At 69.3% G+C, this 14,110-nt stretch carries 11 protein-coding genes and 1 tRNA gene; 9 read left to right on the top strand and 3 right to left on the bottom strand.

Going from position 1 to position 14,110, the window contains the following annotated elements:
- The first annotated feature begins 171 nt into the window (after positions 1–171).
- A complete protein-coding gene (gene tyrS, locus AX676_RS01485; RefSeq protein WP_066478057.1) occupies positions 172–1,401 on the top strand; it encodes a tyrosine--tRNA ligase in 1,230 nt (409 codons plus the stop codon).
- 115 nt (positions 1,402–1,516) lie between these two features.
- Positions 1,517–1,837, top strand: coding sequence for a PilZ domain-containing protein (locus AX676_RS01490; protein ID WP_066478059.1), 321 nt, complete (start codon positions 1,517–1,519; stop codon positions 1,835–1,837).
- Between the two features lie 8 nt (positions 1,838–1,845).
- Here AX676_RS01490 and AX676_RS01495 read toward each other — a convergent pair whose 3' ends face one another.
- Entirely contained in the window at positions 1,846–2,289 is a 444-nt protein-coding gene (locus AX676_RS01495; RefSeq protein WP_066478061.1) for a DMT family transporter, read from the bottom strand.
- Between the two features lie 22 nt (positions 2,290–2,311).
- On the bottom strand, positions 2,312–4,372 hold the full coding sequence (recG, locus tag AX676_RS01500; protein ID WP_066478064.1) for an ATP-dependent DNA helicase RecG: 2,061 nt from the start codon (positions 4,370–4,372) through the stop codon (positions 2,312–2,314).
- 246 nt (positions 4,373–4,618) lie between these two features.
- On the opposite strand from recG, the gene AX676_RS01505 reads away from it, so the two are divergent.
- From AX676_RS01505 to chrA, 3 genes are all read left to right on the top strand, one after another.
- Complete coding sequence (locus tag AX676_RS01505) at positions 4,619–4,927, top strand: FAD assembly factor SdhE (RefSeq protein WP_066478065.1); 309 nt, start codon at positions 4,619–4,621, stop codon at positions 4,925–4,927.
- A 69-nt stretch (positions 4,928–4,996) separates the two neighbouring features.
- Positions 4,997–8,455, top strand: coding sequence for a transcription-repair coupling factor (gene mfd, locus AX676_RS01510; RefSeq protein ID WP_066478067.1), 3,459 nt, complete (start codon positions 4,997–4,999; stop codon positions 8,453–8,455).
- Positions 8,456–8,580: 125 nt separating this feature from the next.
- Positions 8,581–9,765: a chromate efflux transporter gene (gene chrA, locus AX676_RS01515; RefSeq protein WP_066478069.1), complete on the top strand. Its 1,185-nt coding sequence runs from the start codon at positions 8,581–8,583 to the stop codon at positions 9,763–9,765.
- Positions 9,766–9,772: 7 nt separating this feature from the next.
- Here chrA and AX676_RS01520 read toward each other — a convergent pair whose 3' ends face one another.
- Positions 9,773–11,773: a putative bifunctional diguanylate cyclase/phosphodiesterase gene (locus AX676_RS01520; RefSeq protein ID WP_066478074.1), complete on the bottom strand. Its 2,001-nt coding sequence runs from the start codon at positions 11,771–11,773 to the stop codon at positions 9,773–9,775.
- A gap of 94 nt (positions 11,774–11,867) precedes the next feature.
- Here AX676_RS01520 and moaA point away from each other — a divergent pair, with 94 nt between their 5' ends.
- The 4 genes from moaA to AX676_RS17600 form a co-directional block, all read left to right on the top strand.
- Positions 11,868–12,869, top strand: a complete 1,002-nt coding sequence (gene moaA, locus AX676_RS01525) for a GTP 3',8-cyclase MoaA (protein WP_066478076.1) — start codon at positions 11,868–11,870, stop codon at positions 12,867–12,869.
- A complete protein-coding gene (locus tag AX676_RS01530) occupies positions 12,866–13,642 on the top strand; it encodes an NAD kinase (RefSeq protein WP_066478077.1) in 777 nt (258 codons plus the stop codon). The genes moaA and AX676_RS01530 overlap by 4 nt, the downstream gene beginning before the upstream one ends.
- Positions 13,643–13,718: 76 nt before the next feature.
- Positions 13,719–13,793 (top strand) — tRNA-Asn (locus AX676_RS01535).
- A 148-nt stretch (positions 13,794–13,941) separates the two neighbouring features.
- A partial coding sequence (locus AX676_RS17600; protein WP_197417211.1) for an alpha-hydroxy-acid oxidizing protein occupies positions 13,942–14,110 on the top strand: 169 nt, incomplete at its 3' end.

Below are 14,110 nucleotides of genomic sequence, written 5' to 3' on the forward strand. Positions count from 1 at the left end.
CCCCCGCCGCGCCCGTCCGTGCGCAACGCCACACAGCTCGCAACTTCCGCAACTTCGCCCCCGCGCGCGCCACCCGGTACCACCCCGACAGTGTCAACCCAGTGTCAACTTCCGCCGCGCCGCCACGCGCCGCATGACACCCGCCCCCGCCTTCGCTATGGGCGCGCAACCATGACTGACGCCTCCTCCGATCTCGTCCGGCTGCTCACCTCGCGCGGCTATGTCCATCAGATGACCGACGCGGCGGCGCTCGACGCGCTCGCCGTGAAACAGGTCGTGCCCGGCTATATCGGTTTCGATCCCACCGCGCCGTCGCTGCATGTCGGCAGCCTGGTTCAGATCATGCTGCTGCGCCGGCTCCAGCAATCGGGGCACAAGCCGATCGTGCTGATGGGCGGCGGCACCGGCAAGGTCGGCGATCCCAGCTTCAAGGACGAAGCACGCAAGCTGATGACGGCGGAGACGATCGCGGCGAACATCGCGTCGATCCGCACCGTGTTCGAACGCTTTCTGACCTTCGGGGATGGCCCGACCGACGCGGTGCTGCTCGACAATGCCGAATGGCTCGACCGGCTGGAATATATCCCCTTCCTGCGCGACATCGGCCAGCATTTCTCGGTCAACCGGATGCTTAGCTTCGATTCGGTCAAGCTCAGGCTCGATCGCGAACAATCGCTCAGCTTCCTCGAATTCAACTATATGATCCTCCAGGCCTATGATTTCCTGGAACTGAACCGCCGCTTCGGCTGCCGGCTGCAACTGGGCGGGTCGGATCAGTGGGGTAATATCGTCAACGGCATCGAACTCACCCGCCGCGTGGCCGGTGCGGAGGTCTATGGCGTCACCACCCCGCTCATTACCACGGCGGACGGCGGCAAGATGGGCAAGACCATGTCGGGCGCAGTGTGGCTGAACGAGGGCGCGTTGCCCGCCTATGATTACTGGCAATTCTGGCGCAACACCGACGACCGCGATGTCGGCCGCTTCCTGCGCCTGTTCACCGACCTGCCCCTGGACGAAATCGCCCGGCTGGAGGCGCTGGAAGGCGCCGAGATCAACGAGGCGAAGAAGGTGCTTGCCAATGCGGCCACCGCCATGTGCCGCGGCCGCGACGCCGCCGAAGCAGCCGCGGAAACCGCGCGCCGGACCTTTGAGGAGGGCGCGGCCGGCGGTGCGCTGCCCGTGCTTCCGGTGGCGGGGGGCCGGATAGCGCTGGTCGATGCGCTGGTCGGGCTGGGCTTTGCCGCGTCGAAGGGCGAGGCGCGGCGGCTGATCAAGGGCGGCGGCGCGCGGGTCGAGGGGGAGAAGGTGGCCGATGAGGCCGCGACCGTGGCGGTTGCGGGCGAGGTGCGCGTCTCGGCGGGCAAGAAGCATCACGGGCTGCTGCGCCCGGCGGGGTGAGGGTTTCGGCTGGTCGCATGCGGGTGCGATTCACCGCTTGCTAACCCTGTTCATTGCGGCGCTGTTCACGCCTGTCGCCCTAGCCTGGTGCCCAGCCTGTTAAGGGAATTCACGCATGGCGATGCGAGCGACCAATCTGGCCATTGTCGACCAGCGCGCCGTCGAACGCGACGAGGTGCATTACCGCGCCCGCGCCTTCGGCCCCGATGCGCGGCCGATCAACCTGCTTGTCGTCAACATCTCGCCCCACGGCCTGATGGCGCGATGCGAGGATGAATACGCCCCCGGCACCCGCATCCGCATCAACATGCCGGTGATCGGCGTGACCGTGGCGGAGGTGCGCTGGTGGCTCGGCGGGCGGATGGGCTGTCAGTTCGAACAGCCGATCGACCGCGCCAGCTATTACGAACTGCTCGCCGGCCTGCTCCGCCGCTGATCCCTGGATCAGCCCCGGCGCAGCATCAGCGCGACGCCCGCCAGCAACAGCACCAATCCCGCCAGCCGCACCGGCGTGACCGGTGAACGGGCAAGCCCAAGCAGCCCGAACTGGTCGATGACCAGCGCCGCGGTCAGCTGCGTCCCGATCGCCAGCGTCAGCATCGTCGCCAGCCCCAGCCGCGGTGCCGCATAGGCGGCGGCGCTGACGAACACCGCGCCGTACAGCCCGCCCAGCCACGACCACCACGGCACCTGGCGCAGTCCCGCAATCGATCCCCGGTCGCTGAACGCCCACACGACCAGCAGGATCGCGGTGCCCACCGCGAACGAAATCAGCGCCGCCAGCAGCACCGATCCCGACGCCCGCGCCAGCACCGCGTTGGTCGGCGGCTGGATCGCGATGCCGATGCCGGCGATCAGCGTCATCAGGATGGGCAGAAGCAATTGCATGGCCCCTGCGCTACGCCAGGGATCAGCCCGACCGCAACAGCGCGACCGCCGAATCCCGCTCGAACAGATACAAGGCGATTCTTGCCGCCGCCCCGCGCGCACCTTCAAGCCCGCCGTCGCGGTCGATCAGCAACCGCGCGTCCCCGGTCGCCGGCGGCAGCAGCTCGGCCAGCATCTCGGGCGTCGCCAGCCGGTATTGCGCCTCCCCCGACTGCCGCGTGCCCAGAAGCTCACCCGCGCCGCGGAGCCGCAGGTCCTCCTCGGCGATGCGGAAGCCGTCATTGGTCTCGCGCATCAACGCCAGCCGCGCCCGCGATGTCTCACTGAGCGCATTGCCGCGCAGCAGCACGCACACCGACTTGCCCCCGCCACGCCCCACCCGCCCGCGCAGCTGGTGCAGCTGGGCCAGGCCAAAGCGGTCCGCAGCCTCGATCACGATCAGCGTCGCGTTGGGCACGTCGACCCCCACCTCGATCACCGTCGTCGCCACCAGCACGCCAAGCTGGCCCGCGGCAAAGCGCGTCATCACCGCGTCCTTGTCCGCCGGCTTCATCCGCCCGTGGATCAACCCCACCCGGTCGCCGAACCGCGCGCGCAGCGCTTCGGCCCGCGCCTCGGCGGCGGCAAGGTCGCTCTTCTCGCTCTCCTCGACCAGCGGGCACACCCAATAGGCCTGGCCACCGCCCGACAGATGCCGCGCCAGCCCGTCGACCACCTCACCCAGCCGGTCCTCGCTGATCACGCTGGTCTGGATCGGCTCGCGCCCCGGCGGCATCTCGTCCAGCCGGCTGACGTCCATCTCGCCATATTGGGCGAGCGTCAGCGTGCGCGGGATCGGGGTCGCCGTCATCACCAGCAGGTGCGGCGGCCGCTCCGCCTTGGCCTGCAGCATCATCCGCTGGGCGACGCCGAACCGGTGCTGCTCATCCACCACCACCAGTCCCAGATCCTTGTAGCGCACCGCGTCCTGAAAGATCGCATGGGTCCCGACCAAGATGTCGATCGACCCGTCGGCAAGCCCCATCAGCGTGGCTTCGCGCGCCCGCCCCTTGTCGCGCCCAGTCAGCACGGCAACGTGGATGCCAAGGCCCGACAGCATCCGGCTGAGCGTGTCATAGTGCTGGCGCGCCAGGATCTCCGTCGGCGCCAGCATCGCCCCCTGCGCGCCCGCCTCGACCGCGATCAGCAGCGCCATGATCGCGACCAAGGTCTTGCCCGATCCGACATCGCCCTGCAGCAGCCGCAGCATCGGCTGCGTCTGTGCCAGATCGCCCTCGATCTCCGCGATCGTGCGCGCCTGCGCGCCCGTCGGCGCATAGGGCAGGTCCAGCCGCGCGCGCAGCCGCCCGTCGCCGGTCAGCGCGCGCCCCCGCTTCGCCCGCGCCGCGCCGCGCACGAGCATCAGCGCCAGCTGGTTGGCGAACACCTCGTCATAGGCCAGCCGCTCGCGCGCCTTTGCATCCGCCGGGTCGGCATGGATGCGCGCGACTGCCTCGCGCCAGCCGGGCCAGCCATGCTGCGCCTTCAGCCCCGGCTCGATCCATTCAGGCAGCACCGGCGCGCGCGCGATCGCCTGTTCGGCGAGCTGGGCGATCCGGCGCGAGGTGATCCCCTCCGACATCGGATAGACCGCCTCGCGCATTGCCAGCGCGCCGGTGTCGTCGGGGTCGCCGACATAGTCGGGATGGACGATCTGCAGCTCCTGGCCATAGCTCTCCAGCTTGCCCGAGACGCGACGCGGCTCATTGAGCGGAAACAGCTTCTTCACCCAGGCGGAATTGCCGCCGAAATAGACGAGCGCCACGTGATTGCCGGCCATGTCGACCGCGCGCACCCGGGTCGGTCCGCGACCGGCGCTGGTGCGGATGTCGACCGGGGTCAGGGTGATCGCGATGACGCGGCCTGTATCGGTGATGTCGAGTTCGTCACGCGGCAGCCGGTCGATCCACCCGGTGGGCAGGTGGAACAGCACATCGACGATGCGCGCCAGCCCCAGCCGCTCGAGCGGGCGCGCCAGCGCCGGGCCGATGCCTTTCAGCGCCGTCACCTCGGCAAACAACGGGTTGAGCAGATCGGGGCGCATGACTATCTGCCGCTATATAGCCTGACGACGTACAGTCGATTCCCCGCTCATCCTGAGTAGCGACTGAGCGAAGTCGAAGGCGCGTATCGAAGGACACAGAACCCGGGCGCGTCCTTCGATACGGGTCTTCGCCAAGCTCAGCCCCTACTCAGGATGAGCGGGTTGGTTGAAGTTGTCCGGCTGAGCATCCCAGCCGACTGCGCTTGCCAGCGCCGCCGGCCCATCGTCATTGGAGCCTAGCCGCACATGGACCGCGACACCCGTATCAAGCGCCTGCGCTTTCGCGCCTGGCATCGCGGCACCAAGGAGGCCGACCTGCTGATCGGCGGGTTTTTCGACCGCCACCATGCGCAGTGGGACATGGCCGAGATCGACTGGTTCGAGGCGCTGCTGGAGGAACAGGATGTCGACATCATGGCGTGGGCGATCGGCACGGCGCCGGTGCCGGAGCGGTTCGCGGGCGCGATGATGGAGCGGATGCACGCGCTGGACTACATCCCGATCGCGACAGACTCGCTCTCACCTTCAGGGGAGAGGGGAAGCCCGGCTTTCTGATTTCCGCTCTTTATTCCCCCTCTCCCAACCCTCTCCCCGTGGGGGAGAGGGCTTCTTGCTTGAGATCTCATGCCGCAACTCGATGCCATCCTTGCTGCCCGCGCCCCGCTGACCCTGGCGGGCGTGCCGACGGGCTTCCAGCCCGCGCTGCTCGCCGACCTGGCGCGCGCGGCGCGGGGTGGCGCGGTGTTCATCGCGCCCGACGAAGCGTCGATGCGCAGCATCGAGACGACCGCGCCCTATTTCGCGCCCGAGCTGGACGTGCTGTGCTTTCCGGCCTGGGACTGCCTGCCCTATGACCGCGCGTCGCCGACATTGCGGGTCATGGCGGAGCGACTGGCGACGCTCCACCGCCTGCAGCAAAAGCCCGATCGCCCGCGCCTGATCCTGACCACGGTCAACGCGGCGATCCAGCGCACGCTGACCCCGTTCCGCATCCGCCAGCTGGTCGCCCGGCTTGCGCCGGGCGAGCGCATCTCGCTCGACCGGCTGTCGCAGCTGCTCCAGGCCAATGGCTATCATCGCGTCGATACCGTCCATGACGCCGGCGAGTTCGCGGTGCGCGGCGGGCTGGTCGATCTGTTCCCCTCGGGCTCCGAACAAGGGCTGCGGCTCGACTTTTTCGGCGACGAGATCGAAAGCGTGCGGACCTTCGACCCCGCCGACCAGCGCACCACCGGCCGGGTCGACGGCTTCACCCTGCTGCCCGCGTCGGAAGCCCTGCTCGACGAGGACAGCGTCAAGCGGTTCCGTGCCGGCTATCGGGAACGCTTCGGCGCGACCGCGACCGGCGATCCGCTCTATCAAGCGATCAGCGACGGGCGGCGGCTGGCGGGGATGGAGCATTGGCTGCCGCTGTTCGAGGAACGGCTGGAGACGCTGTTCGACCATCTGCCCGCCGATGCGGTGATCCTGCGAGATGGTGCGGGCCAGGCCGCGGCCGAGCAGCGGTTCGAGGCGATCGCCGACTATCAGGCCAATCGCGTGCGCGCCCAGTCGTCCGACCCGGGCAGCTATCGCCCGCTCGGCACCGACCAGCTCTATCTGCTCGCCGACGAATGGCAGCGCCGCCTGGGCGACGCGCCCGCGCACCTCACTACCAGCTTTCACGAGCCGGAAAGCAAGACGGTGCTCGATTTCCAGGTCGATGGCCCGCGCGACTTCGCGCCCGAGCGAACCGGCGGCCAGAATGTCTATGACGCGGCGGTCGATCATGTCGCGGCGCTGCGCAAAGCCGGCAAGCGTCCGATCCTCGCCAGCTACTCCATCGGCGCCCGCGAGCGGTTGTCGGGGTTGCTCGCCGATCATGGGCTGAAGACCACCCGGCTGGTCGATGGCTGGCAGGAAGCACTAGGCGCAGCGGCCAGCATCGTCCCGCTCATCGTCCTGCCGCTCGACCATGGCTTCACCACCCCCGATGTCGCGCTGCTGACCGAGCAGGACATGCTGGGCGACCGGCTGGTGCGGCGGCGCAAGCGCAAGAAGTCGACCGATGCGTTCCTGAACGAGCTGGCAACGCTGTCGCCCGGCGATCTGGTGGTCCACGCCGATCACGGCATCGGGCGCTATGAGGGGCTGACCCAGATCCCGGTGCAGCAGGCCCCGCATGATTGCGTGGCACTCAGCTATGCCGGCGGCGATAAGCTCTACGTGCCGGTCGAGAATCTCGAAGTCCTCTCGCGTTACGGCGCGAATGAGGAAGGCGCGTCGCTCGACAAATTGGGCGGCGAGGCATGGCAGCGGCGCAAGAGCCGGATGAAAGAGCGCATCCGCGAAATCGCCGGTGAGCTGATCGCCACCGCCGCCGCCCGCGCGCTGCGCCCCGGCGACGTCGCTGAGCCGGACGCCAGCGGCTATCCCGCCTTCCTCGACCGCTTTCCCTATGAGGAAACCGAGGATCAGGACCGCGCGATCGCCGATGTCTTGGACGACTTAAGCGCCGGCAAGCCAATGGACCGGCTGATCGTCGGCGATGTCGGATTCGGCAAGACCGAGGTCGCGCTGCGCGCCGCGTTCGTGGCGGCGATGGCCGGGATGCAGGTGGCGATCATCTGCCCGACCACATTGCTCGCCCGCCAGCATTTCCAGAACTTCAAGGCGCGGTTCGAGGGGTTTCCGATCGAGGTCGGGCGCCTCTCCCGCCTCGTCACCGCGGCCGAGGCCAAGGCGACCAAGGAGGGGCTGGCGGCGGGGACGATCGACGTCGTCATCGGCACCCATGCGCTGCTCGCCAAGGGGCTGGAGTTCAAGCGCCTGGGCCTGGTGGTCGTCGATGAGGAACAGCGCTTCGGCGTCACCCACAAGGAGCGGCTGAAGGCGCTGAAGGCCAATGTCCATGTGCTGACGCTCACCGCGACGCCGATCCCGCGCACGCTGCAGATGGCGATGTCGGGCCTGCGCGACCTGTCGGTCATCCAGACGCCGCCGGTCGATCGCCTCGCGGTGCGCACCTATGTAATGCCGTGGGATCCGGTGGTGCTGCGCGAGGCATTGCTGCGCGAGCATTATCGCGGCGGCCAGGCCTATTTCGTCACCCCGCGCATCGCCGACCTGCCCGACATCGAGGAGTTCCTGCGCAAGGACGTGCCCGAAATCAGCTTCGTCGTCGCGCACGGCCAGATGAGCCCGACCGAAGTCGAGGAGCGGATGTCGGCATTCTACGACAAGCGCTACGACGTGCTGCTCTCGACCACGATCGTCGAATCCGGGCTCGATATTCCCAGCGCCAACACGCTCATCATCAACCGCGCCGACAAGTTCGGCCTCGCCCAGCTTTACCAGCTGCGCGGGCGCGTCGGGCGCGCCAAGACGCGCGCCTATGCCTATTTCACCACCCCACCCCAGCGCATCGTCACCGAAGCGGCGGACAAGCGGCTGAAGGTGCTGTCCGACCTGGAGTCCCTGGGTGCAGGGTTCCAGCTTGCCAGCCACGACCTCGACCTGCGCGGTGCGGGCAATTTGCTCGGCGACGAGCAATCGGGGCACATCAAGGAAGTCGGCTACGAGCTGTATCAGTCGATGCTGGAGGATGCGATCCTCGACGCCAAGGCCGGCGGGCTTCGCGACGACCGGCCCAAGGAATTCTCGCCCCAGATCACCGTCGACGCACCGATCCTGATCCCCGAGGACTATGTCCCCGACCTGGATCTGCGCATGGGCCTGTATCGCCGCCTGAACGAGGTTGAGGACCGCCAGGGGATCGAAGCGTTCGCCGCCGAGCTGATCGACCGGTTCGGCAAGCTGCCCGAGCCGACCGAGAATCTGCTGACGCTGATCGAGACCAAGCTGAACGCCAAGGCCGCATGCATCGCCAAGCTGGACGTCGGGCCGAAGGGCGCGCTCGTCCATTTCCACGAGGATCGCTTTCCCAATGTCGACGGGCTGCTGAGCTACGTGGCGCGGCTGGATGGGACGGCCAAGCTGCGTCCCGACATGAAGCTGGTGGTGACGCGCGCCTGGGCCAATCCCAAGGCGCGGCTCAATGCGGCGCTGCAGATCTCGCGCGGGCTGGCCAAGGCGGCGGGGTGAGGCGTTGACACCGGCGGCAATCGGCCGGTAGTCGAGCGTCCAACGGGCCGGCGCGGACGCCCGTTCAGACGGTCACCGTCCAAGTCCGCTCCACCCGCCGCGCCCGCGGCGACGGAGCGACGTTGATGGACCTTACCGATACCCCCGCCCCCCCGGCCATCGGCCCTGGTGCCCTGTTCCTCAAGTTCTTGCGCTTCGGCTGCCTCGCCTTTGGCGGGCCGGTCGCGCAGATCGCGATGCTGCGCCACCAACTGGTCGATACCGAACGCTGGATCGATTCGGCGCGCTTCAACCGGCTTCTGGCGGTGATGCAGGTGCTCCCGGGGCCCGAGGCGCATGAATTGTGCGTGCACATGGGCATGCTGGCGCGCGGGCGGATCGGCGGGCTGCTCGCCGGACTGGGCTTCATGCTCCCGGGACTTGTGCTGATGCTGGCGGCGGCATGGGCCTATGTCGGCTGGGTGGAGGCGCGCGGCAGCCTGCCCGGCCTGTTGCTGGCGGTGCAGATCGCCGTCATCGGCGTGATCGCGCGCGCGGTGTGGCGGATCGGCAGGCATGTGATCGAGGATGCGGCGCTGGCGGTGATCGCGGGCGCCAGCCTGGCGGCGACGCTGATCGGCGTGCCCTTCTGGCTGCCGCTGATCGCGGGCGGCCTCGCCTATGGCCTGGCCGCGCGACGCGGGCTCGCCCTGGCGGTGCTGGCGGTGGCGATCGCGGTGGCGGCACTGACCGTCGACTGGAGCCCCGGCGGCGACGCGGCCAACAGCGCCACGCCCGCCAGCATCGGCGCGCTGTTCATCGCCGGATTGAAGGGCGGCCTGCTGACCTTTGGCGGGGCGTACACCGCCATTCCCTATGTGCGCGCCGACACGGTCGGGCGCGGCTGGATCAGCGATGCGAGCTTTCTGGACGGCGTCGCGGTCGCCGGCATGCTGCCCGCACCGCTCGTCATCTTCGCGACCTTTGCCGGCTATGTCGCCGCAGGGCCGACGGGGGCACTGGCGATCACGGCGGGGATGTTCCTGCCTGCCTTCGCCTTCTCGCTGATTTTCTTCGAGCGGCTGGAGGCGATCGTCGAAGCACCCGCGCTGCGCCGCGCGCTGGCCGGGGTTGCCGCCGCCGCGGTCGGGATCATCGCCGCCACCACGGTCCAGCTCGGGACGGCGTTGGCACCGCGCCTGGCCCAGCCCCTGCTCGGGCTCGCCATCCTGGTCCTCGCCACCGTCGCGGCGTGGCGGTTGAAGGGCGGCTGGGTGACGCCGGCGATCCTTGCGGCGGCGGCTGTCGCGGGAATGTTGCTGCGCCCCTAGCGCGCGCTCAGACCAGCGCCGCCAGCTCCTCCACGGTCAGCGGGCCGGCGCACAGGAAGCCCTGGAAATACTGGCAGCCTTCCTTGGCGAGCAGGTCGAGCTGTTCCTCGGTCTCGACCCCTTCGGCGATGACGGTCAGCCCCAGCGCGCGGGCCATGTCGATGACGCCGCGCACCACCACCCGGTCGCGTGGCGAACCCGCGATGTCCTGGCTCAGCTTGCGGTCGATCTTGAGATAATCGAGCGGCAGCGCCTTCAGATAGGCGAGGCTGGAATAGCCGGTGCCGAAATCGTCGATCGCGACGCGGCAGCCGGCGGTGCGCAGCTGGGCGAGCAGGCGCGCGGCCTGACCCAGATCCTCCATCAGCCCGCTCTCGGTGATCTCGACCGTCAACCGGTCGCGCGGAAACCCGCTCGAATCGATGCGGTCGAGCAGTGCGTCGGCAAAGCTCGGCCGCGCGACATCCTCCGCCGTCACGTTGATCGACAGGCGCAGGCGCGCGAGCGCCCCGGTCCATGTCGCCGCAAGCGCCAGCGCGTGGCGCTGGACCTGTTCGGACAGCGCGGGCGCGATCCCCGCGCGCACGGCGGATGCGAACAGCGTCTCCGCGCCCAGTTCGCCGAGCGCGGGGTGGCGCCACCGCACCAGTGCCTCGACCCCTTCGATCCGCCCGGTCGACGTCGCGACCTGGGGCTGGAACAGGATGTCGATCTGGTGCGCGTCAAGCGCCGCGACGACGTCGCGCCCCAGCTGGTCGAGCGACTGGGCGGAAATCGTGGCCGCGTGATCGGTGGGAGCGGTGACGGGTGCCGCGGGTTCGACCAGCGCGGCGCTGGCCTGGCGCAGCATCGTCGCGGCATCGGCACCCGGCCCGCTCCACGCAACGCTGGAGCGCACATCGAGCGTCATCGCGCGGTCGCCGATCAGGAACGGCGCGGCCAGTGCTGCCTCGATCCGCGCGACGGCGACCTCGACGCGGGCGGGATCGGCGGTCGCCGCCGCCGCCAGAAACTCCGCGCCGCCGACGCGCGCTACGATCGCCGCCTTGCCGAACAGCTCGCGCACCGGGGCCTCGATCCGCTTGAGCAGCGCACCGAGCACCTGATCGCCCGACGCGCGGCCAAAGGCGGTGTTGAGCGCGGCGAACTGGCCGATACCGATCAGGATGACGGCAACCGACGCGTCCGCCGCCAGGCGCCGCTCGATCCAGCGCCGCGCGGCATTGGCGTCGCGCGCGTCGGCCAGCGCCTCGCGCAGCGCCAGGCTGGGCTCGGGCGTGCGGCCCAGCGGCTCGATCAGCACATGCAGCCGGCGGGTGCGCGCGTCGCGCTGGAGGTGCGCGACCGAGCGACCGATGCCGGGCAAGTCGGCGGCGAACGCGGTCGAACCGCGCGCATCGTCGAGCCGCCGCAGCGCCGTCAGCGCCAGCACGCGATCCTCCGGCGACAGTCGGCGCAGCAGCATTCGGGGGGACGGCGCATCGGGGGTGCCCAGCCAGCGCGCCAGCCCCTGCGTCGCCTGGAGCGAACGGTCCGCGGGATCATAGCGAAAGCCCAGCGTCTCGACCGGCACCGCGCGCGCGATCGCGGCCTGCGCGCCGGTATCCGCCGCGACCCGCTCGACATGGCGACAGGCGAAGCGCAGCGCCTGGATGATCTCGGGCGCGCGCATCGGGCTCAACAGGAAATGGGTGGCGCCCGCATCATGGACATGCCCGATCCGGTCGCTGTCGATCTTTGACACCAGCGCGAGCAGCGCGCCGCCGCTCGCCTCGATCAGCGGGGACAGCCGTCGGATCGCGGCCAGCCCCTCCTCGATCGCGCCGCGCGCGTCGACGATCGCGACCGGCGCGCCGCTCGACGCGAGCCGCCCGGCCGTCCCCTCGTCCCGGCGCGCGGCGATGACCTGCCACCCGTCCGCCGACAGCGCGGCGGCGAGCTCGTCGCGCTGGCGAAAAGAGAGGACGAAAATCGGCCGCGACGTCGTGGAAGGAGGCGAAAGGATCATCGAAACGCTCGTAGCATCGCGAGGGTCTAGCTGCTGTCTCGCCCCGCGCCAATCGCACTTGTTTGGGGGGGCAAGAGGGCCTAGCTCTGCCGCCATGGCCGCCGCCCCCGCCCTGATTGACCGACATGGCCGTCAGGTGAGCTATTTGCGGGTCTCCGTCACCGATCGCTGCGACCTGCGCTGTCGCTATTGCATGGCCGAGACGATGACGTTCCTGCCGCGCGCCGAGCTGCTGACGCTCGACGAAATGGCGATGATCGTCGAACGCTTCATCGCGCGCGGGGTGCGGCGGGTCCGGTTGACCGGCGGCGAGCCGCTGGTCCGGCGCGATGCGATCGACCTGATCCAGCGGCTGGGCCGGCATGTCGATCATGGCCTCGACGAACTCACGCTCACCACCAACGGCACCCGGTTGGCCGAACATGCCGAAACGCTGGCCCGCGCGGGCATCCGCCGCATCAATGTCAGCCTGGACAGCCGCGATCCCGATCGGTTCCGGTTCATCACCCGCACCGGCGATGTCGCCCGCGTGCTCGATGGCATCGCGGCGGCAAGGGCGGCGGGGCTGGCGATCAAGATCAACATGGTCGCGCTCGCCGGGCTGAACGAGGACGAGATCCCCGAGATGCTCGCCTGGTGCGGCAGCCAGGGCCATGACCTGACACTGATCGAGACGATGCCGCTTGGCCGGATCGACGAGGACCGCGCCGACCGCTTCGTGCCGCTCGACACCGTGTTCGCGCGGCTGGCGGCCATGTTCGCGCTCACCCCCGACAACGGCCGGGCTGGCGGCGGGCCCGCGCGCTATTGGCGGGTTGCGCCGTTTGGCACGCGGCTGGGGCTGATCACGCCGCTGACCGGCAATTTCTGTGCGGGGTGCAATCGCGTCCGGCTGGCCACCGACGGACGCCTGTTCGCGTGCCTGGGCCATGACGACCAGGTCGACCTGAAGACCGCGATCCGTTCGGGCGGGCTGGCGGCGGTCGACGACGCGATCGACACCGCGCTCGCGATCAAGCCCGAGCGCCACGACTTCCGCATCGCGCCCGGCGCCACGCCCACAGTCGCGCGCTACATGAGCATGACCGGGGGATGAGCATTCCCGCCCGGCGCGCGCTGCTCGCCTCCCCCGCCGATCCGGCCCGCGCCGCCGTCACCGAACTCGACGCCGGCTATGACTGGGTGCCGCTCGATCAGGCGGAACTGATCGTCGCGCTGGGCGGCGACGGCTTCATGCTCCAGACGTTGCACGCTATGCTGGAGCGCCGCCGCATCGTGCCGGTGTTCGGCATGAATCGCGGTACCGTCGGCTTCCTGATGAACGATTGGGATGCCGGTGACCTCGACGGCCGGCTGCACCGGGCCAAGGCGTTTCGCGTGACGCCGCTGCGCATGACCGCGACGACGATCGCGGGCGAGGTGGTCGTCCTGCCGGCGATCAACGAAGTGTCGCTGCTGCGCGAAACCCGCCAGACCGCCAAGCTGGCGATCCATGTCAACGACCGGCCGGTGCTGCCCGAACTCGTTTGCGACGGCGTGCTGGTGGCGACGCCGGCGGGATCGACCGCCTACAACCTGTCCGCCAACGGCCCCATCCTGCCGCTCGGCTCCGCGCTGCTCGCGCTGACCCCGATCAGTCCGTTCCGCCCCCGCCGTTGGCGCGGCGCGATCCTGCCCGAAAAGACGCGGATCGGCGTCGAGGTGCTGGAAGCCGAAAAACGCCCGGTCAGCGCGGTCGCCGATCAGCGCGAGGTGCGCGACGTCGTGCGCGTCGATGTCGAGATCGACCGCAGCCAGGAACTGACCCTGTTGTTCGATCCCGAACACGCGCTGGACGAGCGGATCACGATGGAGCAATTCATTGCTTGAACCGCTTGCGTTCGGCTGAAACTCGCTGCTATAGGCGCGCCTCTCGCGGAGGCGACGCCCGCCGCTGACCAGGCATTCCCCGGTAGCTCAGTGGTAGAGCAATCGGCTGTTAACCGATCGGTCGCTGGTTCGAATCCGGCCCGGGGAGCCACCGTCCTTTGATATCAGCTGGATGAGGACGCGCGGTGCCGTCGGTATCGCGCCGTCCCGCGACGCAACGGCACCTGCCGCGACACATGCCCACCATCTGACCCTCCATGCCACTTGGCAGACGCCGAACGCTCGATCAGAAGAGCGGCATGATCATCTCCTCGACCGCGGATTTCCGCGAGGCGGCCCGCCGCCGCCTGCCCCGTTTCCTGTTCGATTATGCCGATGGCGGCGCCTATGCCGAGGACACGATGCGCCGCAACGTCAGCGACCTGTCGGCGATCGCGCTGCGCCAGCGGGTGCTGAAGGACGTCGCGA

This window comes from Sphingomonas sp. CCH21-G11, assembly GCF_001555965.1.
GTDB lineage: Bacteria > Pseudomonadota > Alphaproteobacteria > Sphingomonadales > Sphingomonadaceae > Sphingomonas.